Origin of the sequence: Kluyvera sichuanensis (assembly GCF_014218705.1) — a bacterium.
GTDB lineage: Bacteria > Pseudomonadota > Gammaproteobacteria > Enterobacterales > Enterobacteriaceae > Kluyvera > Kluyvera sichuanensis.
Genome location: NZ_JABBJF010000031.1, coordinates 23,035 through 48,801, shown reverse-complemented (window position 1 = coordinate 48,801; position 25,767 = coordinate 23,035). Strand labels below are relative to the sequence as shown.

Below are 25,767 nucleotides of genomic sequence, written 5' to 3'. Positions count from 1 at the left end.
ATGGCAGATTCACAACCCCTATCCGGCTCCCCTGAGGGGGCCGAGTATCTCAGAGCGGTGCTACGCGCACCGGTCTATGAAGCGGTGCAGGTGACGCCGCTGCAGAAAATGGAAAAGATCTCTTCGCGCCTCGATAACGTGATTCTGGTGAAGCGCGAAGACCGCCAACCGGTGCACAGCTTTAAGCTGCGCGGGGCCTACGCGATGATGGCGGGCCTGACGGCCGAGCAGAAATCGCATGGCGTGATCACCGCATCCGCGGGCAACCATGCGCAGGGCGTGGCGTTCTCATCTGCCCGGCTTGGCCTGAAATCGCTTATCGTCATGCCGGTTGCGACCGCCGACATCAAAGTCGATGCCGTACGCGGTTTTGGCGGCGAAGTGCTGCTGCACGGCGCGAACTTTGACGAAGCGAAAGCCAAAGCCATTGAGCTGGCGCAGCAGCAGGGTTTCACCTGGGTTCCGCCTTTCGATCACCCGATGGTAATTGCCGGGCAGGGCACGCTGGCGCTGGAATTGTTGCAACAAGACGCTCACCTCGACCGCGTGTTTGTGCCGGTTGGCGGTGGTGGTCTGGCGGCGGGCGTGGCGGTGCTGATTAAGCAACTGATGCCGCAAATCAAGGTCATTGCGGTAGAAGCCGAAGATTCTGCCTGCCTGAAAGCGGCGCTGGATGCCGGTCATCCGGTTGACCTGCCGCGTGTGGGTCTCTTCGCTGAAGGCGTGGCGGTGAAGCGCATCGGTGATGAAACTTTCCGCCTGTGTCAGGAGTATCTCGACGATATCGTCACCGTCGATAGCGATGCTATCTGCGCGGCGATGAAAGACCTGTTCGAAGATGTGCGTGCGGTGGCGGAGCCTTCCGGGGCGCTGGCGCTGGCAGGCATGAAAAAATACATCGCCCAGCACAACATTCGCGGCGAACGCCTGGCGCACGTGCTGTCCGGTGCGAACGTTAACTTCCACGGCCTGCGCTATGTTTCTGAACGCTGCGAGCTGGGGGAACAGCGTGAAGCGCTGCTGGCGGTGACGATTCCAGAAGAGAAGGGCAGCTTCCTGAAGTTCTGTCAGCTGCTGGGCGGGCGTTCGGTTACCGAGTTCAACTACCGTTTCGCCGATGCGAAAAATGCCTGCATTTTTGTTGGTGTTCGTCTGAGCCGGGGTCTGGAAGAGCGTAAAGAGATCCTGCAGTTGCTCAACGAGGGCGGCTACAGCGTGGTGGATCTCTCCGATGATGAGATGGCGAAGCTGCACGTACGCTATATGGTCGGTGGTCGTCCGTCTAAGCCGCTACAGGAACGCCTTTACAGCTTTGAGTTCCCGGAATCTCCGGGCGCGTTGCTGAAGTTCCTGCACACCTTAGGCACGCACTGGAATATCTCTCTGTTCCACTACCGCAGCCACGGCACTGACTATGGTCGCGTACTGGCTGCATTTGAGCTTGGCGAGAACGAGCCGGACTTTGAAACCCGACTCAACGAACTGGGTTACGATTGTCATAACGAGACCAATAACCCTGCGTTCCGCTTCTTCCTTGCGGGCTAAGTGCCGCTTAACGGGAGATAATCTGTGTGGATTATCTCCCGATCTCCTTTTTATTTGTCGTAACCCGCCAAATTATTTCGCTGCCAACGAATCTCAACGATAAAAATGTGACGTAATTCATAATAAAACGCTCACCGCGTTGCGCCAGCCTGCGCACATCTTTTGGGGGCAATATTTGTCGCTCGCTTGCTGCTCCTGAATTAACATTGTCTCTAGTTAATTCTTAGCGGTTAGAGAGGATATTCGGATGATAACGGATATAATTGATGCCCCGAATGAAAGTGCGCAAGGATGTGAATATTTTACGCCTCAGCTCACATTTCTGGATAAACATTATAATAATTCCACGGACTTTTTTTCTTCGATATTTTTGCTGCTGAAAGAGCAAGGCTATGTCCGGGACTCTTTTCTTGACGCCATCATCGCCCGTGAAAAAGCGTACCCTACCGCGCTGCCAACGCTGCCGGTGTCCATCGCGCTTCCTCATACCGACCCTCAGCACGTTATTCGCCCTTTTATCTCCGTAACGCGGTTGTCTACGCCTATTGCCTGGCAGGAAATGGGCAATGATGACAACACGCTTTACGTTCATTTTATTGTTTTACTTGGTTTTGTTGACCATAGTAGCCACCTGACCGCGCTGCAAAAGCTCATGGACTGCCTTGCGGATGAAGAGGTTGTCCAGACCCTACGCGAAATAGACGATGTAGAAAACTTTCTCTGTACCCTCACATCAAGACTGCAATTAGATAAGGATTTATAAGATGAAAAAAGTCATTGTTGCATGTGGAAGCGGCGTTGCTACCTCACAAACGGTTGCCAGTAAAGTGACCCGCCTATTGAATGAACGCCAGCAGTCGCATATCAAAGTTGAAGTCATCGACCTGAAATCGCTTGATAGTCATATAAAAGATAGCGCGGCTTATATCGCCATCACAAAAGTTGATAAGCAATATCCTATCCCGGTAATTAACGGGATTGCTTTTTTGACCGGCATGGGGATGGAGCAGGAATTACAAAAGGTCATTGATGCCTGTAAATAAGGTGTAGCTCTTTAATCCGTATAATTATTTTAGTGGAGAAGTGCTATGGACTTTCTTGGTGTAGTCATAAATTATATTCTGAATTTAGGCGCGCCGGTTTTTGTGCCTTTTATTATGTTATTAGCCGGGCTGGTGGTGCGGATGAAATTCCGCGATGCGGCCTCGGCGGCCATCACGCTGGGCGTCGCCTTCGTCGGGATGAGCATGCTGATTGGCTTTATGGTTGATGCCATCGGCGTTGCCGCGCAGACCATGATGAACCGTACCGGCCTTGAGTTAAGTATCGTCGACGGCGGCTGGACGACGATGGCGAATATCTCCTGGGCCTGGCCTTATGCGTTCGCCATGTTCCCGCTTCAGGTTGGCGTAAACATTGTGATGTTGATGCTGAACAAGACCAATACCTTCAACGCCGACCTTTGGAACGTGTGGGGGAAAATCTTTACCGCGTTTATCGTGGTGAGCGTCACCACCCCATTGTTTGGCCCGGTCTGGAGCCTGGTACTGGCGTTCCTTGTTGCCGCTTTCCAGATCATTATGGAACTGAACGCGGGGGATATTCACCAGCATCGTATTGAGAAGCTCACGGGGATCCCAGGGGTAACCTGTACGCACCGTATGGTCTTCTTTGGTGCTATCTATTACCCGTTCGATCTGCTGCTGCGGAAAATTCCGGTCTGCAATAAGCCGATGGATGCCAGCGCGCTGCGTGCCAAAGTCGGGGTCTTTGCCGAAAACCACATCATCGGTTTTATTCTGGGGATCCTGTTTGGGGTGATTGCGGGCTATAGCGTTGCGAAAACGCTGATGCTGGGGGTGCAGGCCTCAACGGCGCTGGTGCTGTTCCCGATGATTTCCAAGCTCTTTATGCAGGCGCTGTCGCCGATCTCAGAGGCCATCAGCGACTATATGAACAAGAAATTCTCCGGGCGTAAGCTGTTCGTGGGTATCGACTGGCCGTTTATGGGCGGCGCGAGCGAGATCTGGTTTGCCATTATCGTTGCCATCCCGTTCACCCTGCTGTGGGCGCTGATTCTGCCGGGAAATAAGATCCTGCCATTTGCCGGCATCATCAATATTGCGTTGATTGTTCCGGCCTACCTGGTGACGCGCGGTAACACGCTGCGCATGGTTATCCTGAGCATTATTGGCGTGCCGTTCTTCCTGTTCGTGGGGACGCAGTTCGCGCCAATGATTACCGACCTCGGTCTGGCCACTAAAGCGATCACCATCCCGGCAGGGCAACTGATTTCGAACAGTTCGATTGATGCACCGGTCTTCACCTATGCCTTCTCCTTCCTGTTCAAATTCCTGGAAGGCAACTTTATCCCGCTAATCTTCGCGGTGTGGTGGGGCTGTGGCTACTTCTTCTACTCCCGCGAACTGCGTCGTGAAAGCAATCTGGCGCAGCAGGAAGCCGAACAGCAGGAGAAGGTTCAGCAGGCGTAATTCTGGGTTTCATGTTCATGTCTGGCGGCAGGCGTCGCCGCCAGGCTTTTCATTGCAGGAGAGTCGGCATGGCTATGGATAAACGCGTGGTTGCAGTGCTGGATGCCATTGTGAACGATCCCGGCATCACGGGGACGAAGCTTGAAGAGCAGTTTTGCCTGACGCGCAAACAGCTGAGCTATACGCTGAAAAAGGTGAATGACTACCTGGAGTCGAACCACTTTGACCGGATCAACCGCCTGAAAACCGGGAAGCTGCATATCCCGCGCCATGTGATTGAGCATTTTCGTCAGAATCAGACCTCTGAAACCGAGCACCGCTATCTCTACTCTGAAGAAGAACGCGGACAGATGATTATCTTTATGCTGCTGACCCGTAGCGAACGGCTGTCATTGCTGCATCTCTCCTCTTCGCTGGGCGTGAGTCAGAATACGATTATCAACGACCTGAAAAAGGTGCGTACAGAGGTTATCGAGCACGGGCTGGAGATAAGCTACGACCGGGGCAACGGCTACCATATTCTGGGTGAGGAGCTGGAAAAACGTTATCTGCTGCTGAACTGTTTACGTCGGGTGCTGGAAATTCCGGTCGCCAAAAATATCCTCGCCCACTACAACAACGTGATGAGCGACTATCTGGAAAAGGTCGGCAACGTTTTTAGCGAAATTGAAAAACGTTTTAAAATTCAGTTTACCGACCGCCAGCTTCAGGAGCTTATCTATTTTATCTGCTTTGTCCTGCACCGTATTGATTCAGGAAAAGGTCTGGTTAATATTCCGAGCAGCTACGCCGATATTATTGGCAGCAGAGAATTTACCCTGATGCAGAGCGTTATCAGTAAAATCAATATCAATAGCGAAAATGAACTGGTTTTCCTGACGGCACTGATCCAAAGCTCAAATATTCAAAGTATTGCCGATAAATATTTCCACCTGGATACGCTGCTGCTTGAAAGCGTGGTGGCGGTAGTCGACAACTTTGAAAAAATAAGCTGCGTCACCATCAAAGAGAAAAATGAGCTGATTGAAAAAATCTATCAGCACTGGAAACCAGCCTATTACCGTATTCGCTATCATCTGACCAATACCAGCAGCGTTTACGATCTGGTGGTGAAAGAGTTCAGCCATCTGCACGAGATGGTTCGCCGCGCTGCGGTGCCGTTCGAGACGGTACTGCACTGCGAAATTCCCGATGAAGAGATGGCGTTTTTGACGGTGCTTTTTGGCGGTTGGCTGACCCGCGAAGGGGTAATCCATCAGATTAAGCTACAGAAAACGGCGGTGGTGGTGTGCGAAAACAGCGCCACGATCTCTACCTATCTGTTCCTGACGCTGCAGGTGCTTTTCCCGGAACTACACTTTACCGAAGTGATGTCACGGCGCGAGTTTGAGCGCTATACCGGGCACTACGACGTGGTCTTTTCGACCACGCATCTGAATACCAGCAAGATGGTATTTGTGGTCAATCCGTCCATCAGCAGCATTCACAAAAGTGCGTTCCGCAATCATGTGATCGGTGCGCTGCAGGGCGTGGACCCGAACATCATTCAGATAGAGCAACTGCTGCTTATCTTCGAGCGCTTTGGCAATATCATCGATCACAAAGGGCTACAGCGCGCGCTCGCCAGTTACATCTATGATGAGAACAGCGCCGCGAGCGCAGCGGGTAACATTGAACCGCCGACGCCATCGCTGACGGATTTGCTGCAGCGTGAACACGTTCAGTTTGCCACGTCGCTGCCCGGTGACTGGCAGCAGGCGATTACCGAGGCCTCTGCATCGCTGCTGGAAAATGGGGTGATCGAACCGCGTTACCTGCAAATTATGCTGAATAAAATCGCCGATGAGCAACCCTATATCATGCTGGCCGACGGCGTGATTATCGCCCATGCGGGCGTCGATGATGGTGCGCTGGAAACGGGGATGACGCTATTACGCCTGCCTTCAAAGATTGATTTCGCCGGTTATATGCAGGCCGATATTATTATCGTCCTGGCGACGAATAATCCGCAAAAGCATCTTAAGGCGCTCGCGCAATTAAATGAGTTTCTCGAATTCTATGATGGCGGCAATGTTATTCGCCGCGCACAGGATGAATATGCACTGATAAATGAATTTGTCCGTCATTCGTAATCATTAATTAAACGCCGTTGCAGCGTAAAAGCTGCAACGTTATTTCCCGGCAATCATTGTCGCGACATCGCTCGCCCCTACAACCGTATACAGGATAAATATTATGTTAGACATTCAGAAAAAACACGTCGTTGAAATGGCCAGAACCGCTCAGCAATGGGGGCTCTGTAAACATAAAGCGGGTAATTCCAGCGTACGGGATAAAGAGACCGGGCTTATTCTGGTGACCCCAACCACTATCGACAAAATGCATTTAACGCCGCGCGATATCGTGGTGATGGACGTTGAAGCCAATGTGATTGAAAGCGAAGCGGGATTGCGTCCAACCAGCGAATGCCTGATGCATATCGAGATTTATAAAGCGCGCCCGGACGTGTTCGCCATCTCCCACACGCACTCCCTCTACGCGACCTCTTTTGCCGTGCTGAATAAGCCTATTCCGGCGGTGGTGTACGAGTGCGCCATTCTCAACCTGAAAGACGGGGTGATCCCGGTTGCGCCGTACGGCCGCCCCGGCACGCCAGCGCTTTCCGAGAGCGTGATCGAACCTATCAAGCGTGCCGATGCCATTCTGATGGAAAAACATGGCGCAATCGGCGTGGATAAAGACCCGTATGAAGCGGTGCTGAAATCCGCGTACCTGGAGGAGATGGCGCAGATTTACTACCACGCGCTGGTGATTAACGGCGGCAAGGAGCCTGAATCCTTCGCCCCGGAAGAGCTGCAGCGCTGGGCCTACCCGTCACAGATCAAATTTGCCCGTTAATTGACGCGCCCGCCCGTTCGGGCGGGATATTCATGGAGAGAACGCATGAAAAAATTTCTGAATCAGGCGGAGGACTTTATCCCGGAGGTGCTGGAAGGCATCTATCTGGCGCACCCCGATAAATTCCGCTTTGTGAATGAGGATCTGCACTGCCTTGCCACGGCTCGCCCGGTACCCGGCAAGGTAGGGATTGTCACCGGCGGCGGCTCCGGGCACCTGCCGCTGTTCCTCGGCTATGTGGGGCAGGGCATGCTGGACGGCTGCGCCATTGGCGATGTGTTCCAGTCACCGTCACCGGAGCAAATTCTGGCCGTCACGCAGGCGGTAGACAGCGGTGCGGGCGTGCTCTACCTGTACGGCAACTATAACGGCGATATCTTCAATTTTGACATGGCGGCGGAAATGGCTGACATGGAGAACGGCATCCGGACCTGCACGGTCGTTGCCGCCGATGATTCCGCCGGTGCCGTGCCGGGCGGTGGTGCCACCACGCGACGCGGTGTGGCGGGGATTTTCTTCGTCTACAAATGTGCTGGCGCATCGGCCGCCAGAATGGATGACCTTGACACCGTCCAGCGTATCGCACAGAAGGCCGGTGATCGTGTGCGGACGCTGGGGGTGGCGCTGTCGCCGTGCATCGTGCCGCGTATCGGTAAGCCGGGTTTCCATATTGGCGACAACGAGATGGAAATCGGCATGGGTATCCATGGCGAAAGCGGCATTCGTCGCGGGCCGCAGCTGAGTGCTGAAAATATTGCTGAAGAGATGATGTCCTGGTTGATTGCCGACTCCCCCTGCCAGCAGGGCGATGAAGTGGCGGTGCTGATTAACGGCCTCGGTGCGACGCCGCTGGAAGAGCTGTACTTGATGTATCGCCATGTGCACCAGATTCTGGCGCAGAGCAACATCCGTGTCTTCCGCGTGTGGGTGGGGGAATTCGCCACGGCGATGGAGATGACCGGCATGTCCATTAGCCTGATGCCGGTAGACGATGAGCTTAAGGCGCTGTTGAACGCGCAGGCCGACACGCCGATGTTCCGGCAGTTTCCCGCCTAAGGAGGCGCTATGACGTTAAACAGCGAGAGCTTACGCCCGCTCTTTGCCGAGTGGGCGCGGGTGATGCAGGGCAACAAGACGGTGCTAACTGAACTGGACAGCGTGGTGGGCGATGGCGATCTGGGCCTTACCATGAGCGACGGTTTTACCGCGGCGTCGGACTATGCACAGCACAGCGGCGAACCCGATCTGGGACGGTTTTTTTATCTGGCGGGTAAAGCGATGGCCTCGGCGGTGCCCTCCACGATGGGGACGCTGATGGCTTCCGGCCTGATGCAGGCGGGAAAAGTCTTTAAGGGACGAGAAGCGATGACGCTGCAGGATGCGGGCGACTTTTTCCAGGCCTGGTTTGATGGCGTGCAGCAGCGCGGCAAAGCGCAGCCGGGTGAAAAAACCTTTCTTGATGGGATGGCACCGGCGCTGGTGGCGCTGCGTGGTCAGGGCGAACCGCTGAACGTGGCGCGGGAAGCGTTGTTAGCGGCACAGCAGGGCGTGCAGCAGACCACCACCATGGTGGCGAAGCACGGGCGTGCGGCTATCCACGGAGAACGGTCCCGTGCGTTCGTCGACCCGGGCGCGATGGTCGCCCAGCTTCTGATTCAGGGCTATTTTAACGTCGTTCAGGCGATGTACCCGGCTAACGGACAGTAAGTAAGGAACCGCAATTATGTTGAAAGAAGTGGTGAAAATCAGCAACCTGCACGGTATTCATGCCCGCCCGGCGGGCGTGCTGGCAAAGGCGTGCGCGCAGTATCAGTCGCGGATCGAGATGATCTACGATGGCAAAACCATCAAGGGAAAAAGCATCATGAGCATTCTGGGGGCCGGGATCAAAGGACGAGGATCGCTTGAGATCATCTGCAGCGGCAGCGACGAGCAGGAGGCGATGGCGAAGCTGAAGGTGTTGTTCGCGGAGGGCTTTGGTTTCGATTAGCCTCAACAAAAACCGCCGTTACCGCGGCGGTTTATCACGCTTACCGATAATAGGCGTTAGCAAATAGGTCCTGGTTATCCTCCCCCTCTTTGAAAAGGCCTGTGTAGGTGCCTTCGGGTAACAGCAGCGCTTGCTTTGGGCCGTTGAGCAACGTGATGATTTTACGGCCCGTCGATAGGGTTATAGGGGGAACGAGTGCGATCCCGTCCACGTTGATTTGTGCGGAAATGGGCGCACCGGTTTCGCTGTACAGCTGATATCTTCCGGCGAGCGGCACCTTGTACACAACCTGACGGTCGAGGTGCACTCGTTGCCCCATCATCCTGATATTCGGCGCAACCTGGACATAGCTGTTATCGATGGCGTCGGCGATGGCAGGATAGATATTACTCAGTCGGTAGGACCATAAAACAATCTTCGGCGGGGATTGGGTAAGTACCTGCCAGGCTTCGGAGCTTTTACCTTCACGCAGCGTCTTTAAAACATACCAGGTATCGAGCCACAGGGTTGTCGGTTCCAGCCTGTTGGGCAATATCCCTATACCATCGAAGTATTTTTCATCAGGTTTAAGCAGTGCTTCTGCCCGGCTAACCAGTTCAAGCTGCCGCACATTGCTGATTTTCAGATAGCTGAAATTGGTACGGTAGCTTGAAAGCAGAAGGAATATAGCCACCGCTAGCATAAATAATCTCAGGCTTGGCTTACGGTGATGAGCGAAGAGAACGTCCAGCGGAGCAAGAGACCAGAGCGATAAAAACGGTAGTGCCATAATAAAGACATAGGGCCATGGCTGACTATGCGTGAACACCAGCGTGGTAATCACGAGCGAAAATATCAGAGCGATACGGTTTTTTTCATGTAAAACGCGAAAGCGTTTCACCGCAATGGCCATGCCGCTAAAACAGAGCAGATAGAGCCACGCATTTTCCATCAGAGTTTGTAAGACGAACGTGCGAAGCGCGCCGCTATAGGCTTCGCTACCGCTTACCGCCACTTCTAGCGGGCCAAAGATCAAACCATCAGCAATACGCAGTGGGTCGCTGCCGCCGAATATCAAGCAATAGACCATTGCGGGAAATAGCCATCCGACGGTTAAGTAAAAACCGCGAACGAGAGCCGTGATGACATCTTTTCGCAGCGTAGCGTCAACCACTAAGCCAAGCCCAAGGGCCAGATTGAAGAAGGCTGATTTTTGGGTAACCAAAAATGCCAGCCCGCTTAAGATCCCGGCGATGAAAATTTTTCTGGCGTTGAGGGTTGGGCCGCGCAATATCACCAGCATGGCAGCCAGGGCGAAAAACAGCGCCAGGGGCTCGGAGCGGGTACGGAAGATGCGCTCCATAAAATTAGTAAAGCACAGTAAAACCAGAACAATCAGCAGTGAGCGTAAACGCTGCTCGCCCAGCGCACGCGCGCAGGCGTAAACCAGGAGTAGCGTTGCGCAGGCGAGCAGGGCCATCTGCATTCGCCCGATATGAATAATCGAGGCGGCGTTCCAACCAATCAGATGAGCCAGTTTATAAAACACCGCAAAGCCCACGGCCTTTGGCGGTTGAATGGTATCGAATAGCCCATTGGCAAAATATTTGGCGTAACCAAGCTGGGCGAACTCATCCATGATCAGACGAATATGCCAGGCAAAAATGAAAATAAGCGCCACTTTAATGGCAATACTCGCGCCGAGGAGCAGCGTAACGCTCCGCGGGTTATCGCGAAAAAAGTGCTGACTGGATGTATCCATTTTATTCTCTTCCGGTTTGGTCCTTCGCCCTGACGGCATTTTGCGCCAGCCTGAGTATTTCCTGCGCCATGGTTTGCCAGCGATAGCGCTCCCTGGCGTAACCAATCATCGCTTCACGTTCGCGGTTGGTCAGCCCACCGCTATCTATTGCGGCAGAACAACGCTGTGCCGAACCCTGTGGATCGCTAAGGTCGATGTTCACGCCACGTAGCCAGCTTGCTGCCTCGGGGTCCGCTCTATGCGCCGGGGCGCCGCAGACGACCGGTAGCCCGGAGGCCATCGCTTCCTGGATAACGAGGGGATAGCCTTCACCGACGGTAGGCAATAGCAGCAAATCTGCACCGCGATAAAGTTCTGCCAGCGCGGCGGGAGGCTGAACACCAAGATCGTAAACGTTGCCTAACCCCCATTCTGCGGGCCGAAGAGGGCCGCTTCCGACCAGCAAGAACTGACACTCCGGCCTGGCCGCAGCCAGGGCGCGTAATACAGCCAATCCTTTCTTTTCAACATAGCGGCCAACGAAAAGTATCCGCCGGGCACAGGGAGAAAGGTGAGTGTTTGCTGGCAGGTTGCGTCCGGCTTCTGAGGGCGTTGGTGGATAAAAAATGGCGCTATCAACGCCGTTAAACAACAACTTATAGGGATAGCGTGCAGGCGTTCCGAGCAGGTCGTGACGAACCGTATCGCTAATAAAAATTCGGACATCGGCAGCCCATAGCATGGGGCGCGTTACGACCAGGTTAGCCAGTCGCATAAGCAGACGCAGCGCGGGGGAGCGGAAAGGAATCGCGGCAATATGTTGAATCAGAACGACGGGTTTCCCGTGGAGTTTGGCGATTATCATGCCAAGGATTGAGGTGGCATAGAGCGCATCGTGGATCACCACCGCGTCGCTACGCTGTACCGCGTCCTGGAGTGCCCAAATAGCCCCTGGGCCAGGTAACGGCATGGGCAGGCCGGTCAGTTTTTCCAGCGGATCGATGCAGCGTAACGCGATGATTTTGAGATCACCTGCAGGCAAAGCATCGCTGGCGCTGGCTGCCCATTGCGGTGTTGCTCCCTGGCGAGCGAACTGGCGGCACAACTGCCCGGCAACGCGTTCAATTCCACCACCGTGCGCCTCATAGAAATGGCTTATCGTCAGGATATTCAAGATGATACTTTCTCCAGCCGCATCGTTATTTCCAGACGGTTGGGGAAGATGAGGGCATACGCGCCTTACGGCCTGATACGCTTATCGCCCAGCGGCTGAGGAAAAAATTCAGCGCGATCGTGCAGCACGAAGCAAGCGGCGCGGCAGCGAGCATTGGAAATCCCAGCCAGTGGTACCAGAACCAGGTGGTGGCATAAGCCAGTGGGATATTCAGCAGCATGCCGAGGGTATAGCGCCCAAAGGCGCGCGGCGAGAGCGCCTGTTTGAAGGTGAATACGCTGTGCAACACATAACCGATAGTCACGGTGATAACGAAAGATAAGAGGATCGCTAACCAGAGCGCTGCGTATAAATGCTCCGCCGCAATCATGATGGCATTATGTCCGAGGAAGCACCCGCCAGAGACGCAGATATAGGCAAAAGAGGTGCGTATTTTCGTCATAGCAGCCCTCACTCCTTCCATATCGACGGCCCTTTTTTTGATGCATCTGAATCATGTCGGTTCAGGATGTCCAGCAGCAACTGCAGTACGAATCCGGCCAGCACCATCAGCACACCGGCGATACAAACCGTGCTGATGATAAAAACAACATGCACCGACTGCTCCATTGAACCGTGAGATAAAAGCCATTGAAAGGCCAGAAGGAGGTCGGCGCAAAAACCTGCTATAGCAAGCGCAGAGCCGCTGAAAACCAGCCACTCCAGAGTGTGCGCCCGTCTCAGCCAGCGAATCATCCGACTTTGTGCAACCGGGTGATAAATGGCGATAGCGACCTTAGCTAACACACCTAGCAGAATTGAGATAAGGCCAATGAGCGTCGACATGGTCGCGAGGGCGACGAAATGAATACCAAAATAGTGGCCGTAGATTTCGATAGGACCAGGGGCAAGCAGCGCAAGGCCTATCGTTCCGAGCAGAAGCAGCGTAAATCCGGGGATCAAATAGAGTCTATCCGGCGCGTGGGCAATGAGAAGGCGTAGGTGTCGCCAGCCATCACGAAATGAGCGTAAATGAGGCGGGCGGTTACGTTTATCCGGGTAGAGCTTAATTGGTACTTCACGGATGGTAAGCCCCGCGCGGTGCGCGTTAATGATCATTTCGGAGGCAAATTCCATACCGGTAGCGTGGGCGGATATCTTCTGGAATGCCTCGCGGGTAAAGGCCCGCATTCCACAGTGAAAATCACGAATAGGAGAGTGATAAAGCAGTCGGGCAATGCCCGAAAGCAGCGGATTGCCGAGATAGCGATGCAGAGGGGGCATAGCCCCTGGTTCTATTCCCCCGGCAAATCGATTACCCATCACGAAGTCTGCGCCACTTTCCAGCGCATCAACAAAAATGTCAATCTGACTCCAGTCGTAGGAGTCATCGGCGTCAGCCATGATGAGATACTTACCCTGCGCCGCCCCGGCAGCGGCGCTTATTGCTGCACCATAGCCTTTGATGGGCTGGTGAATAACCCGGGCGCCCAGCGATTGGGCAATGTCGACGGAGTTGTCCGTTGAGCCATTATCCCCCACGATGACTTCACCCCGAATACCCCGACGGTCAAAGGCAACCATTATTTTATTAATGCAGATAGCAAGCGTCATTTCTTCATTCAGACATGGAATGATTGCTGAAATTAAGGGGCGGTTGTCTGCTGTAGCGATATCTTCCGGGGATGAGAATAGCTGTTCTTGAATATATTTCGGCGTTTCTAATAAACTACCTGAATGGTTAAGTTGATGTAGATCCGTTGAGTACATAATATTAAGCTCCAATCCATGAGCTGGATTTAGAGTCTATCCCAATAGGCCATTCTATAGTTTGCCGGTGATTGCTTAAGGACCAATAAGGCTTCCGAGCCCAGTATGGCTGGGAAGGCACCTTGGATCAAACTGACTGCAACAATGGTGTCTATTAGGATAGACTCTCACTATTTAATGGAAGTATTCCGTTAAATTCATTCTATTAATTATTTGGGGAAACTACAGGTTATCCAGTGATATATAATTAATCTTGATGGTGATTATAAATCACATTCAATGCTTAATTAACATTATATATTGGAAATTGGGTTGAATCGTACAGGAGTGGTTGTTATTAAGTCCAGCCCTTATTAGTTAAAAGCCCCGGCTTTTTGGCCAGGGCTTTATCAAGTGTTGCGTTTGTTACGACATCAATAAATTACAGCGTGATCACGTCGAATTCGACTTCGGTGTTCACGTCGGCGTCGTAGTCCACGCCGTCGAGGCCGAAACCGAACAGGTTCAGGAATTCCTGCTTGTAGCCTGCATAGTCGGTTTCTTGCGCCAGGTTTTCAGTGGTGATCAGCGGCCACAGGTCGCGGCAGGCCTGCTGAATGTCTTCACGCAGTTCCCAGTCGTCCATACGGATACGCTGGTTGTCATCAAGCGCCACTTTGTCGCCGTACAGGCTGGTGGTCATCAGACGGTTGATCTGCTCGATACAACCTTCGTGAATCCCCTGCGCTTTCATCAGCTTGAAGACCATGGAGATGTACAGTGGCATCACCGGAATGGCGGAAGACGCCTGGGTGATAACGGACTTCAGTACCGCAACGTTGGCAGAACCGTTCAGTGGAGCCAGTTGGTTACGCAGTTCACCCGCCGCACGGTCGAGGTCTTCTTTCGCTTTGCCCAGCGCGCCGTGCCAGTAGATTGGCCAGGTCAGGTCGGTACCGATGTAGGAGTAGGCCACGGTTTTCACGCCTTCAGCCAGCACGCCAGCTTCGCTCAGCGCACCCATCCACAGTTCCCAGTCTTCGCCGCCCATGACGGTAACGGTGTTCTGAACTTCTTCTTCGGTTGCCGGCTCAATGCTGGCAGTCATGATCTGATCTTTGTTGGTATCAATCGCTTTAGAGGTGTAAACCTCGCCGATTGGCTTCAGCGCAGAACGGACGACTTCACCGGTTTTTGGCATTTTACGCACTGGGGAAGCCAGTGAGTAAACCACCAGATCAATCTGACCCAGGTCTTCTTTGATGAGCTTGATCACTTCATCACGGCATTCGTCAGAGAACGCGTCGCCGTTGATGCTTTTGGAATACAGACCTTCACGCTTTGCCGCTTCGTCGAAGGCGGCAGAGTTATACCAGCCTGCGGAACCGGGTTTGGACTCCGTGCCTGGTTTTTCGAAAAATACGCCGATAGTGGCGGCGCCGCTGCCAAAGGCGGCGGAAATTCTGGATGCAAGGCCGTAACCGGTGGAAGCACCGATCACCAGCACGCGGGAAGGGCCGTTCTCGATTTTCCCGTTTTGCTTAACGTACTCGATCTGTTTTTCCACATTGACTTTACAGCCAGTCGGATGGGTCGTTGTACAGATGAATCCACGAATTTTTGGTTTGATTATCATAATGATGGCTAATTAAGTTTGTATTTTCGCTGTCAAGTGCGCAATGACACCGTCTGTTCTGGCTTGCTTAACGACATGGTTAACAAGCCCCCCACTACAATGGATCGCAACATTATACAGAAAAGGAGCGCCAATACTGAATCTACCACTGATTTTAGCCTTCAGGCTCTGTGTTGGTAGCAAAGCAAAAGGATTCATGTCTGGATGCGAACCTTTTTTACACTGTTCATGGAGAGGCTGTCGTGGTTTGGTAGTCGTCGAACGACGAATTTTGCTTACTGATTATGATGCGAATGCTATGGAAAAGGATTTTCAATAATGACTCAACGCTCTGTTCTTTTCGCCTTAATATTTTTTTACTTTTTCTCCCTGCCAACACTTGCTGTTTCTTTTGATTGTACAAAAGCCAGCACTGACATTGAGCATGCCATCTGCAGTTCATCTGCCCTCGGCGTTTCAGACAACTCTTTAGCTAGCAACTTTCGGCAGGCAATTGCTAATTTGCCTGTTATTGAGGGTGATGAGTTACGTAAAGAGCAACTGGTGTGGCTAAAAACACGAAATGCCTGCGCAGAAAAGCCAGAAGAGTTATTCCGCTGTCTGATGAAAAGCATTGAGCAGCGAAGTCGTGAGCTCGAGCTTATTTATATTGCGGGAGCTACTTCTTTAGACAATGTTATCCGTACTATTCCTTTTGCTCCTGCGAGTGCGGCGCAAACGCTACGAAAATATCGTTCATCGCTAACATCGGCCTGGCTGGTTTATCTCTATCAATTCGAGCCAGGCAGTGGGGTGGCTTCCGACGAGGCCATTCAGTACCAACAGCATGCTCTTGATAAGGTGATGGGTCGTCACATAACCGATGTACCCGCCATAGATACGACGTCTACTCTTGATTTGTTGCGAAGAGGCATTGAAGCGGCTAGCTACGAGAAAGGATATACCGGTGGCACGCAGAGAAAGTATGTGCACTGTTTTATCTTTGAACGTCATGGCGAGGCGGCCCTCGAGGCTTTTGGCCCCCAACATGCATCATACAGGGATGCTTTTTCACCAATATGTTCACCTCAGGGCTCGTTTTTCAAATCATATGCGTGGGACCTATTGCACAAAGCTATTAGGCCTGCAGTCGAACGAGCTCAATACAGTGAGGGGTCAATTAGATATTCATTTTATGCTTCTTGGGATTTGTTCGAGCTGGATGTGAGTGTGCTGCCAAAAAAATACCTGTTGCCTGATCCAGAAAATGCTCATCCAGAAAGAGCTCAGCTTATTGCCAGCTATGGGGACCTCGAAAATAATATCCGAGCTGGGGATTGGGATGAAAAGTTGTGGCCGCTGGAGGAACGTAAAGCAGTATTGAAAGAGATACCTCATGCCCGTAAGGATATGGAGTATTGGTTACAAACGGAGAAGTATTTCTCTACAGCAGATGCAAAAAAAGCGGCTGATAAAATAGTCTCTCTCTGGTTAATACAGCGCGTTCTTTATATTGATGGTCATGGTGCTCATCGCGCTCATAAAGACAGTCATTGAGTAGGCCGGAGTTAGTACAGACGCACATCATCCGGCTCTACCGATCATTGCTCCTGATGGGCAAATTCCGCCATAAACTGCAGGATCAGCGCCATCGATACTGCCCCCGGGTCGCAGTGGCCAATGGCCCGTTCACCCAGATTCTTCGCGCGCCCGAAGCGGGCAACCATCGCGCTGGTGCCCTCTGCGCCTGCCATTGCCGCCTGTGCGCAGTGGGCCAGTGCTGCCGGCAGCGTTAGCGCGGCATTTGCTTTGGCACACTCGGCGGCGGCGGCCAGCGCATCGACCATCGTTTTATCCCCCGGCTCGGCACCGCCGCGCTGGTGGATGGCCTGCATGCCGATCGCCAACCACTCGGCGAGGGTGGCGGCATCCAGCTCAGTACGGCCTGCCAGACCTTTACCCCCGGCGCGGAAAAGGGTACCGAAAATGGCTCCGGAGGCGCCGCCCATGCTGGTCATCAGACGGGTACCGCTTTGTAACAGGGCATCGCCAATATCGGTGGCGGTAAATTCGGGTGCGCTGAGCAGCGCGTTGAGCGCGGTAAAGCCGCGTTTAATGCCGATACCGTGGTCGCCATCGCCAATCACCTGATCGAGCGCGGTCAGCCGTGGTTCACTGGCGATCATCCCCTCAGAGATGTACCGCAGACAGGCGATAAATTGTGTGGTGTTCATCTTAGTTTCTCCAGCCGAGGGTGCGGATTGGGTGGTCGTACAGGCGCTGCATCTCGTCATCCAGCCGCAGCATACTCAGAGAAAAACCGGACATCTCCAGCGAGGTACAGAAATGGCCAACCTGGACGTCGTAGGTTTTGATGCCGCGGGCCGTCAGCGCCATGCCGACTTTGCGGGTGACCACCATCAGCTCGGTATTGCTCAGCGCACCGAGGTTGTTAACGCACACGCACACGCTGTCGCCCTTCGCGAAAGGCAGGTCGTTGCACAGGCGTTCAATCATCATCTCGACCAGCTCATCGCTCTGCGGCATCGGAATACGGCACAGTCCCGGTTCGCCGTGGATGCCAATACCCAGTTCTATTTCGTTATCGGCCAGGGTGAAGTTAAAGGCGTCGGCCTGCGGCAGCGCGCAACCGCTGAGTGCGACGCCAATGGTGCGGGTGTTATGGTTGGCTTTGTTCGCCAGCGCTTCCAGCTCAGGTAGGGCGTAGTGCTCAAACTGGGCTGCGGCGCCGGTCAGCTTGTACAAAAACGCCAGCCCGCCCACGCCACGGCGGTCGGACATTCTTTCCGGCGGCGCCGAGGCAATATCATCCGTGGCGCGCACGGTGCGGCACTCAATCCCTTCTTCCGCAAGGATTTCAGCCGCGATATCAAAGTTCATGCCGTCGCCGGAATAGTTGCCGTAGAGGAACAGCACGCCGTTGCCCTGATGAACGGCCCGGCTGGCTTCAATGATTTGGTCGGGAGAGGGGGAGGTGAAGACTTCGCCCAGTGCGCAGGCATCGATGCCGCCTTCGCCGACGAACCCGGCAAACGTCGGCTCATGGCCGCTGCCGCCGCCGCTGACGATAACGGTCTGGCCGTTTTGCGCCATCGTGCGATAAACCGCGCAATACTCCGGCAGGGCGTGGATCTTACCGCGCCCGGCGTACACCAGCCCTTCCATGATTTCGCTACGAATATTATCGGTGTTGTTGAAGATCTTTTTGGGTTTTTGCATCGTCACTCCCTCTCGTAAGGTCCTGTTTCTTTAGTGACGATTTTACCTGCGGCGCCCGTTTACACCTGGCACCTTTGATACCAATTAATCTCCCGAACCTGGGGCATGACTGGGGGCTGAAAACATCAACGCTATTCGGCGATTTTGCGTTCCAGCACAATCTTCCAGAAGGCATCCACCAACGGTTCATGCAGCCGCTTTTTCTGCACGCAGACGCCTAGCTCGAACGGGGTCTTCTCATCGCTGCGCTCTAAAATCATCACGCGATTGCGCACCGGCTCCGGGCTGTTTTCCAGCACGATTTCAGGAATCAGCGCCACGCCGCAGCCCAGCGCAACCATGGATACCATCGCTTCATGTCCGCCGACGGTCGCGTAAATCGATGGGTTACTGATTTTATGACGGCGGAACCACAGCTCGATGCGGCGGCGCACGGGCCCCTGGTCGGCCATGATAAATGGCACCGTTGACCAGTCAGGCTCATCGACGGAAACCTGATTACGCACCGGACAGGGCAGCGCTGGGGCAATCAATACCACCGCCAGATTCTCCAGCATTGAGAAGGCGACGGCGCCGGGCAGCGTTTCAGGCTTACCGGCGATGGCCAGATCGGCCTCATTGGTGGCGACTTTCTCCATCGCATCGGCGGCATCACCGGTAGTGAGCTTGATTTCAACCGAGGGATGTTCGGCGCGGAAGCGGTCAAGAATCGGTGGCAGGTGGCTATAAGCGGCGGTGACCGAGCAGAAGATATGCAGCTCGCCGGATAACGATGGCCCCTGCTGGTCCAGGGTATGGCGCAGCTGTTGATACTGCAGCAACGTCTGCTGAGCAAAGACGCGCAGCTCCTCGCCCGCTTCAGTCAGCGTCACCGTACGGTTATCGCGAACAAACAGCGGCTGGCCGAGGTCCTCTTCGAGGCGCTGAATCTGCCGGGAAAGCGTGGACGGGCTGACGTGCATCGCCCGCGCACTGCGGCCAAAATGGCGGCTTTCCGCCAGATGCAGGAAGGTTTTCAGATCGCGTAAATCCACAGACGAGTCTCCGGTTTTCGACGTTGCATAAATTGCAATGTAACGTTGTGAATATATCAATTTCCGCAATAAATTTCCTGTTGTAATGTGGGTTCATTCTCGCTGAAACGCGAACCGAACAATATACTCGTCGTCTTTCAAGTTGCAGGCGCGTTGGCTGCGTCAGCTCACCCCAGTCACTTACTTGAGTAAGCTCCTGGGGAATCGCTGACTTGCCGCCTTCCTGCAACTCGAAATCCATAGAGTAACGACACACAACATCACGGAGTACACCATCATGGCTAACTACTTTAATACACTGAATCTGCGTCAGCAGCTGGCTCAGCTGGGCAAATGTCGCTTCATGGGCCGCGAAGAATTCGCCGACGGCGCAAGCTACCTTCAGGGTAAAAAAGTGGTCATCGTCGGCTGTGGCGCTCAGGGTCTGAACCAGGGCCTGAACATGCGTGATTCCGGTCTGGATATCTCCTACGCCCTGCGTAAAGAAGCGATTGCTGAGAAGCGTGCTTCCTGGCGCAAAGCGACCGAAAACGGCTTTAAAGTCGGTACCTACGAAGAGCTGATCCCGCAGGCTGACCTGGTGGTTAACCTGACGCCAGACAAACAGCACTCCGACGTTGTGCGTTCCGTACAGCCGCTGATGAAAGACGGCGCGGCGCTGGGTTACTCCCACGGCTTCAACATCGTCGAAGTGGGCGAGCAGATCCGTAAAGACATCACCGTTGTGATGGTGGCACCGAAGTGCCCGGGTACCGAAGTACGTGAAGAGTACAAACGTGGTTTCGGTGTTCCAACCCTGATCGCCGTTCACCCAGAAAACGATCCGAAAGGCGAAGGCATGGCCATCGCTAAAGCTTGGGCAGCAGCGACCGGCGGTCACCGTGCGGGCGTACTGGAATCTTCCTTCGTAGCAGAAGTGAAATCTGACCTGATGGGCGAGCAGACTATCCTGTGCGGTATGCTGCAGGCCGGTTCTCTGCTGTGCTTCGACAAGCTGGTGGCTGAAGGCACCGACGCGGCTTACGCCGAAAAACTGATTCAGTTCGGCTGGGAAACCATCACCGAAGCGCTGAAGCAGGGCGGCATCACCCTGATGATGGACCGTCTGTCTAACCCAGCGAAACTGCGCGCTTATGCGCTGTCAGAACAGCTGAAAGAGATCATGGCGCCGCTGTTCCAGAAACACATGGACGACATCATCTCCGGCGAATTCTCCTCCGGCATGATGGCTGACTGGGCTAACGACGATAAGAAACTGCTGACCTGGCGTGAAGAGACCGGTAAAACTGCGTTTGAAACCGCACCGCAGTTTGAAGGCAAAATCGGCGAGCAGGAGTACTTCGATAAAGGCGTTCTGATGATTGCGATGGTGAAAGCGGGCGTTGAGCTGGCGTTCGAAACCATGGTGGATTCCGGCATCATCGAAGAGTCTGCTTACTATGAATCACTGCACGAGCTGCCGCTGATCGCGAACACCATCGCCCGTAAGCGTCTGTACGAAATGAACGTGGTTATCTCCGACACCGCAGAATACGGTAACTACCTGTTCTCTTACGCTTGCGTACCGCTGCTGAAAGAGTTCATGACCACCCTGCAGACCGGCGACCTGGGCAAAGCGATTGCTGAAGGCGCGGTAGACAACGCTCAGCTGCGCGACGTGAACGAAGCGGTTCGCGGTCACGCTATCGAGCAGGTTGGTAAGAAACTGCGCGGCTACATGACCGATATGAAGCGTATCGCCGTCGCTGGCTAATAAAACCTCGTTATTATCCGGCCCGGTCAGCGCCTCGCTACCGGGCCGTTTTTTTATCCGCGTTTTAACGCGACAACCGCATCTGACACCTCGTCCTGCTGTCCTTCCGGCCCCGTCATCGTTCGTGAGACTTCCTCGCAAAACTGCACTTCCCAACCCGGTGGCAAACTACCCAGAGAGGCCAGTACTTCATGCGCAGGCAGGAACGGGCGAACGTGCTTTGACCAGCTCGGAACTTTGCCGTGCGAGGTGATAAGCAACATGCCGCCTGGCGCAACGTGATCGAGCGCGGCGCGGAAGATCGTGGCCCGATCGAACGCCAGCGGCGACTCGAGGAACGAGGCGGCAATCAGTGAAAATTCACCCTGCGGAAAAGCCTGAGTGAGATCGCACTGCTGGAAGGTGACATCGACGCCAGCACGTTCGGCGTTGGCCGCCGCGTATTCAATTGCCCGGTGCGAAAGATCGACCGCCGTCACCTGCCAGCCCTGTTTTGCCAGCCAGACTGCATCATCCCCACGCCCGCAGCCCAGTTCCAGCGCTTTACCCGGTGCCAAACTTTCGGTGAAACGCACCAGAATTTTGCCCGGAATACCGTTGGAGCGTGGAGACATCGCATCGTAATGCGACTCCCAGAAGGTTTCGGGCTGTTGCTCAACGTCGTGCATAGCTACCTCATTTGTTGACGATGAATTTCATGTAATATTCAAAGTAACATAAGATAATTTTTGATCAATAGCGTTGCTGAAAAATATAAATAATCATATTTATCAATAAACTATATCAATTTATACACAAATTTTAGCATTCAGGATTGCTCATCATGGACTTAATGTAATATCGTAAGTTACATGAAAACAAACAACTCATTCTCAGCCACGCTGCACATCCTGCTTCATCTGGAGCAGATGGATAAACCTCTGACGTCCGAACAGATGGCCGCCTTTATCGACGGTAATCCGGCATTCATCCGCAAGCTGCTTGCGGGGCTCAGGGAAAACAACATTGTCTGTGCCACTAAGGGGCACCACGGCGGCTGGCGGCTGTGCCGGCCGGTCGGCGATATCACGCTTTACGATATCTACATGGCGCTTGGCGAGCCGGCGCTGTTTGCGTTAGGCAACCGCAGTGAAAACCCACAGTGCCTGGTGGAACAGGGGGTAAACCGGGTGATGTCAGAGACGCTCGCCGATGCGCAGACGCTGATCCTCGATCGCTTTAAGCGTCTGACGCTGCAGGATATCGGCAGCGAATTTATCAGCTACTTCAACGACAAAGGTCACGACCATGATTGAAACTTTAACCACCTGCCTGATGATTGCGATGGCGGCGAGCAGTATTTCGATGACGGTGACGCAGACGGAGTTGTTTGCCGCGTTTCGTGAATGGACGGCGAAAAAGAATGCACTGATGGGCCATTTGTTCCACTGCTTCTACTGCTTAAGCCACTGGGTGGTATTTGGCGGGATGGCGGTCTATCGCCCGGCGCTGTTAAACAGCGGCTTTGCGCTGATTGATTGGGTGATGACGGCGTTTATCGTCATTACCATTACCACGCTGATTAACGGCCTGATGTTTAAGGTGTTCCAGGCGGCGATTAGCACCCATGTGATGAAGCATAACGCCCAGCAGACGCTGCAATCGCAGAAATAAAAAAAACCGGCGTCGCTGGCTAATTACCGAGCACGCTGGTGCCCTCACCCCGGCCCTCTCCCACGGGGAGAGGGTGCAAACACGAAACGCCTTCTCCATGAGAAGGCGTTGCTGTTTATTTCCGGTACAGCACCTTAATGATGTGGTAACCGAACTGAGTGTGCAGCGGGCCGGTTGGCTCCAGCACCGGGCAGGAGAAGACGACTTTATCGAACGCCGGAACCATCTGGCCCTGGCGGAATTCACCTAAGTCACCGCCGCGTTTGCCCGATGGGCAGATGGAGTGCTTCTTCGCCAGCTTGCCGAAGTCGGCGCCGTTTTTAATCTGTTCCAGAAGATCCAGTGCCAGTTTCTCTTCTTTCACCAGGATATGCACTGCTGCTGCTGTTTTTGCCATGATCGTGCCTTTCTATAAGCGAGTCTGTAAGGCTGGCGATTTTAGCATGGCTTATCGCCGATACAGCACCTTGATGATGTGATAGCCAAATTTGGTTTTGACCGGCCCGAAAGGTTTGAGCAGCGGGCAGCTAAAAACGGCGGCGTCGAACGGCCCCACCATCGCACCCTGCTTAAATTCCCCCAAATCGCCGCCGTTGCGTCCGGAAGGGCAGCGGGAATAGCGTTTTGCCAGATGATCGAAGCTGATCCCTCGCTCCAGTTTGCTGAGGATCTCCAGCGCCAGTTTTTCTTCTTTTACCAGGATATGCAGGGCTGCCGCGCTCTTTGCCATAAGGTCACTCTTATCGTTGGGTTGCTGCCCAACACTTTACCATTCGGCGGGTAAATCTCAGCCTGACTTTCTGCTACAATCCACACCCCCGTGTTTACAGATTGAGCAATGCCCCTATGCGTTTAAACCCCGGACAACAACAAGCCGTCGAATTTGTCACTGGCCCTTGCCTGGTGCTGGCGGGTGCTGGCTCCGGCAAAACCCGCGTGATCACCAATAAAATTGCGCACCTGATCCGCGTTTGCGGCTATCAGGCTCGTCATATCGCTGCCGTCACCTTTACCAACAAGGCCGCGCGCGAGATGAAAGAGCGCGTGGCGCAGACGCTGGGGCGTAAAGAGGCGCGCGGGTTGATGATCTCTACCTTCCACACCCTGGGGCTGGATATCATCAAGCGCGAATACGCGGCGCTGGGCATGAAGTCGAACTTCTCGCTGTTTGACGATACCGATCAAACCGCGCTACTCAAGGATCTGACTGAAGGGCTGATCGAAGACGATAAAGTGGTGTTCCAGCAGCTGATCTCGACGATCTCCAACTGGAAAAACGATCTGATGACCCCACCGCAGGCGGCGGCCAGCGCGAAGGGCGAGCGCGATCGCATCTTCGCCCACTGCTACAGCCTGTACGACGCCCATATGAAGGCCTGCAACGTGCTGGACTTCGATGACCTGATTCTGCTGCCAACGCTGCTGTTGCAGCGTAATGAAGAGGTGCGTGAGCGCTGGCAGAACAAGATTCGCTACCTGCTGGTGGATGAATATCAGGACACCAACACCAGCCAGTATGAGCTGGTGAAGCTGCTGGTAGGGCAGCGCGCGCGGTTTACTGTGGTCGGCGACGATGACCAGTCGATTTACTCCTGGCGCGGCGCGCGTCCGCAGAACCTGGTGCTGCTGAGCAAAGACTTCCCCGCGCTGCAGGTCATTAAGCTGGAGCAGAACTACCGTTCTTCCGGGCGTATTCTGAAGGCTGCGAACATCCTCATCGCCAATAACCCGCACGTGTTTGAAAAGCGCCTGTTCTCCGAGCTGGGCTATGGCCCGGAGCTGAAAGTGCTGAGCGCCAACCACGAAGAGCATGAAGCAGAGCGCGTCACCGGCGAGCTTATCGCCCATCACTTCGTCAACAAGACGCAGTACAAGGATTACGCCATTCTCTATCGCGGCAACCACCAGTCGCGGGTGTTTGAAAAATTCCTGATGCAAAACCGCATCCCGTACAAAATTTCCGGCGGTACGTCGTTCTTCTCCCGCCCGGAGATTAAAGACCTGCTGGCCTATCTGCGCGTGCTGAGCAACCCGGACGACGACAGCGCGTTCCTGCGCATCGTCAACACGCCGAAGCGTGAGATTGGTTCGGCGACGCTGCAAAAGCTCGGTGAGTGGGCGATGACCCGCAACAAAAGTCTGTTCACTGCCAGCTTCGATATGGGGCTGAGTCAGACGTTAACCGGGCGCGGCTATGAATCCCTCACCCGTTTTACCCAGTGGCTGGGCGAAATCCAGCGCCTGGCGGAGCGTGAGCCAATTGCCGCCGTACGCGATCTGATTCATGGTATCGACTACGAGTCCTGGCTGTTTGAAACCTCACCAAGCCCAAAAGCCGCCGAAATGCGCATGAAAAACGTCAACACGCTGTTTAGCTGGATGACGGAGATGCTGGAAGGCAGCGAACTGGAAGAGCCGATGACCTTGACTCAGGTGGTCACTCGCTTCACCCTGCGCGATATGATGGAACGCGGCGAAAGTGAAGAAGAGCTGGATCAGGTTCAGCTCATGACGCTGCACGCCTCGAAAGGGCTGGAGTTCCCGTACGTCTTCCTCGTGGGGATGGAAGAGGGGCTGCTGCCGCACCAGAGCAGCATCGACGAGGACAACGTCGATGAAGAGCGCCGCCTGGCCTACGTGGGGATCACCCGCGCGCAGAAAGAGCTGATTTTCACCCTCTGCAAAGAGCGCCGCCAGTACGGTGAACTGGTGCGCCCGGAACCGAGCCGTTTCCTGTTGGAGCTGCCGCAGGACGATGTGGTGTGGGAGCAGGAGCGGAAGGTGATTACACCTGAAGAACGGATGCACAAGGGGCAGGCAAACGTCGCCAACATTCGTGAAATGCTGGCGAAGGCGAAAAAATCATAATGCAATAAGTGGTCGCCCGACCGAACAGAGCGACGCCGGGAATATGCACAGTACCTT

At 54.1% G+C, this 25,767-nt stretch carries 25 protein-coding genes; 14 read left to right on the top strand and 11 right to left on the bottom strand.

The features are described 5' to 3' along the window. The 9 genes from ilvA to HII27_RS22420 all read left to right on the top strand — a co-directional run bounded on the left by ilvA (nt 1) and on the right by HII27_RS22420 (nt 8,925). On the top strand, nt 1-1,545 hold the full coding sequence (ilvA, locus tag HII27_RS22460) for a threonine ammonia-lyase, biosynthetic (RefSeq protein ID WP_185669633.1): 1,545 nt from the start codon (nt 1-3) through the stop codon (nt 1,543-1,545). A 247-nt stretch (nt 1,546-1,792) separates the two neighbouring features. Beyond that, nucleotides 1,793-2,308, top strand: coding sequence for a PTS sugar transporter subunit IIA (locus tag HII27_RS22455; protein ID WP_185669632.1), 516 nt, complete (start codon nt 1,793-1,795; stop codon nt 2,306-2,308). Between the two features lies 1 nt (nt 2,309). Further along, the gene (locus HII27_RS22450; RefSeq protein WP_035896401.1) at nt 2,310-2,588 is read left to right on the top strand and encodes a PTS sugar transporter subunit IIB; all 279 of its coding nucleotides are present in this window, start codon (nt 2,310-2,312) and stop codon (nt 2,586-2,588) included. 45 nt (nt 2,589-2,633) lie between these two features. Further along, nucleotides 2,634-4,037, top strand: a complete 1,404-nt coding sequence (locus tag HII27_RS22445; protein ID WP_185669631.1) for a PTS galactitol transporter subunit IIC — start codon at nt 2,634-2,636, stop codon at nt 4,035-4,037. Nucleotides 4,038-4,105: 68 nt separating this feature from the next. Then, nucleotides 4,106-6,169 carry a BglG family transcription antiterminator gene (locus HII27_RS22440; protein WP_185669630.1) on the top strand — a complete coding sequence of 688 codons (2,064 nt, stop codon included), beginning with the start codon at nt 4,106-4,108 and terminating at the stop codon, nt 6,167-6,169. Between the two features lie 103 nt (nt 6,170-6,272). Further along, nucleotides 6,273-6,935 (top strand): class II aldolase/adducin family protein, encoded by a 663-nt coding sequence (locus tag HII27_RS22435; protein WP_185669629.1) that lies wholly within the window; start codon nt 6,273-6,275, stop codon nt 6,933-6,935. 45 nt (nt 6,936-6,980) lie between these two features. Further along, nucleotides 6,981-7,991, top strand: coding sequence for a dihydroxyacetone kinase subunit DhaK (locus HII27_RS22430; protein WP_185669628.1), 1,011 nt, complete (start codon nt 6,981-6,983; stop codon nt 7,989-7,991). Between the two features lie 9 nt (nt 7,992-8,000). Beyond that, nucleotides 8,001-8,642 (top strand): dihydroxyacetone kinase family protein, encoded by a 642-nt coding sequence (locus HII27_RS22425; protein WP_185669627.1) that lies wholly within the window; start codon nt 8,001-8,003, stop codon nt 8,640-8,642. Nucleotides 8,643-8,658: 16 nt separating this feature from the next. Continuing rightward, entirely contained in the window at nt 8,659-8,925 is a 267-nt protein-coding gene (locus tag HII27_RS22420; protein WP_035896560.1) for an HPr family phosphocarrier protein, read from the top strand. A 40-nt stretch (nt 8,926-8,965) separates the two neighbouring features. Here HII27_RS22420 and HII27_RS22415 read toward each other — a convergent pair whose 3' ends face one another. The 5 genes from HII27_RS22415 to fabV all read right to left on the bottom strand — a co-directional run bounded on the left by HII27_RS22415 (nt 8,966) and on the right by fabV (nt 15,183). Next, the gene (locus HII27_RS22415) at nt 8,966-10,705 is read right to left on the bottom strand and encodes a DUF7056 domain-containing protein (protein ID WP_185669626.1); all 1,740 of its coding nucleotides are present in this window, start codon (nt 10,703-10,705) and stop codon (nt 8,966-8,968) included. Next, complete coding sequence (locus tag HII27_RS22410) at nt 10,668-11,819, bottom strand: glycosyltransferase family 4 protein (protein ID WP_185669625.1); 1,152 nt, start codon at nt 11,817-11,819, stop codon at nt 10,668-10,670. Before HII27_RS22410 ends, HII27_RS22415 begins: the two co-directional genes overlap by 38 nt. Before the next feature lie 25 nt (nt 11,820-11,844). After that, on the bottom strand, nt 11,845-12,261 hold the full coding sequence (locus tag HII27_RS22405; protein ID WP_185669624.1) for a GtrA family protein: 417 nt from the start codon (nt 12,259-12,261) through the stop codon (nt 11,845-11,847). Between the two features lie 8 nt (nt 12,262-12,269). Continuing rightward, on the bottom strand, nt 12,270-13,568 hold the full coding sequence (locus HII27_RS22400) for a glycosyltransferase family 2 protein (RefSeq protein WP_185669623.1): 1,299 nt from the start codon (nt 13,566-13,568) through the stop codon (nt 12,270-12,272). Nucleotides 13,569-13,989: 421 nt separating this feature from the next. Continuing rightward, a complete protein-coding gene (gene fabV / locus HII27_RS22395; protein WP_185669622.1) occupies nt 13,990-15,183 on the bottom strand; it encodes an enoyl-ACP reductase FabV in 1,194 nt (397 codons plus the stop codon). Nucleotides 15,184-15,501: 318 nt separating this feature from the next. Here fabV and HII27_RS22390 point away from each other — a divergent pair, with 318 nt between their 5' ends. Then, a complete protein-coding gene (locus HII27_RS22390; protein WP_185669621.1) occupies nt 15,502-16,719 on the top strand; it encodes a lysozyme inhibitor LprI family protein in 1,218 nt (405 codons plus the stop codon). 44 nt (nt 16,720-16,763) lie between these two features. Here HII27_RS22390 and dhaL read toward each other — a convergent pair whose 3' ends face one another. The 3 genes from dhaL to ilvY form a co-directional block, all read right to left on the bottom strand. Further along, the gene (dhaL, locus tag HII27_RS22385) at nt 16,764-17,396 is read right to left on the bottom strand and encodes a dihydroxyacetone kinase subunit DhaL (RefSeq protein WP_185669620.1); all 633 of its coding nucleotides are present in this window, start codon (nt 17,394-17,396) and stop codon (nt 16,764-16,766) included. Nucleotide 17,397: 1 nt separating this feature from the next. Then, nucleotides 17,398-18,402: a dihydroxyacetone kinase subunit DhaK gene (locus HII27_RS22380; protein WP_185669619.1), complete on the bottom strand. Its 1,005-nt coding sequence runs from the start codon at nt 18,400-18,402 to the stop codon at nt 17,398-17,400. 131 nt (nt 18,403-18,533) lie between these two features. Next, complete coding sequence (gene ilvY / locus HII27_RS22375; RefSeq protein ID WP_185669618.1) at nt 18,534-19,505, bottom strand: HTH-type transcriptional activator IlvY; 972 nt, start codon at nt 19,503-19,505, stop codon at nt 18,534-18,536. A gap of 208 nt (nt 19,506-19,713) precedes the next feature. Here ilvY and ilvC point away from each other — a divergent pair, with 208 nt between their 5' ends. After that, nucleotides 19,714-21,189 (top strand): ketol-acid reductoisomerase, encoded by a 1,476-nt coding sequence (gene ilvC, locus HII27_RS22370; RefSeq protein ID WP_035896549.1) that lies wholly within the window; start codon nt 19,714-19,716, stop codon nt 21,187-21,189. A 53-nt stretch (nt 21,190-21,242) separates the two neighbouring features. Here ilvC and HII27_RS22365 read toward each other — a convergent pair whose 3' ends face one another. Next, complete coding sequence (locus HII27_RS22365; protein WP_185669617.1) at nt 21,243-21,857, bottom strand: class I SAM-dependent methyltransferase; 615 nt, start codon at nt 21,855-21,857, stop codon at nt 21,243-21,245. Between the two features lie 183 nt (nt 21,858-22,040). On the opposite strand from HII27_RS22365, the gene HII27_RS22360 reads away from it, so the two are divergent. Beyond that, on the top strand, nt 22,041-22,484 hold the full coding sequence (locus HII27_RS22360; RefSeq protein ID WP_185669616.1) for an Rrf2 family transcriptional regulator: 444 nt from the start codon (nt 22,041-22,043) through the stop codon (nt 22,482-22,484). Beyond that, on the top strand, nt 22,477-22,842 hold the full coding sequence (locus HII27_RS22355; RefSeq protein ID WP_185669615.1) for a DUF1360 domain-containing protein: 366 nt from the start codon (nt 22,477-22,479) through the stop codon (nt 22,840-22,842). Before HII27_RS22360 ends, HII27_RS22355 begins: the two co-directional genes overlap by 8 nt. 115 nt (nt 22,843-22,957) lie before the next feature. On the opposite strand, the gene ppiC (HII27_RS22350) is transcribed toward HII27_RS22355, so the two are convergent. Both ppiC (HII27_RS22350) and ppiC (HII27_RS22345) read right to left on the bottom strand, forming a co-directional pair. Continuing rightward, nucleotides 22,958-23,239, bottom strand: a complete 282-nt coding sequence (ppiC, locus tag HII27_RS22350) for a peptidylprolyl isomerase PpiC (RefSeq protein WP_023309650.1) — start codon at nt 23,237-23,239, stop codon at nt 22,958-22,960. A 51-nt stretch (nt 23,240-23,290) separates the two neighbouring features. Next, nucleotides 23,291-23,572 carry a peptidylprolyl isomerase PpiC gene (gene ppiC, locus HII27_RS22345; protein ID WP_185669614.1) on the bottom strand — a complete coding sequence of 94 codons (282 nt, stop codon included), beginning with the start codon at nt 23,570-23,572 and terminating at the stop codon, nt 23,291-23,293. Between the two features lie 116 nt (nt 23,573-23,688). Between ppiC (HII27_RS22345) and rep the strand changes: the two genes are divergently transcribed. Further along, nucleotides 23,689-25,710 (top strand): DNA helicase Rep, encoded by a 2,022-nt coding sequence (gene rep / locus HII27_RS22340; protein ID WP_185669613.1) that lies wholly within the window; start codon nt 23,689-23,691, stop codon nt 25,708-25,710. Nucleotides 25,711-25,767 lie beyond the last annotated feature (57 nt).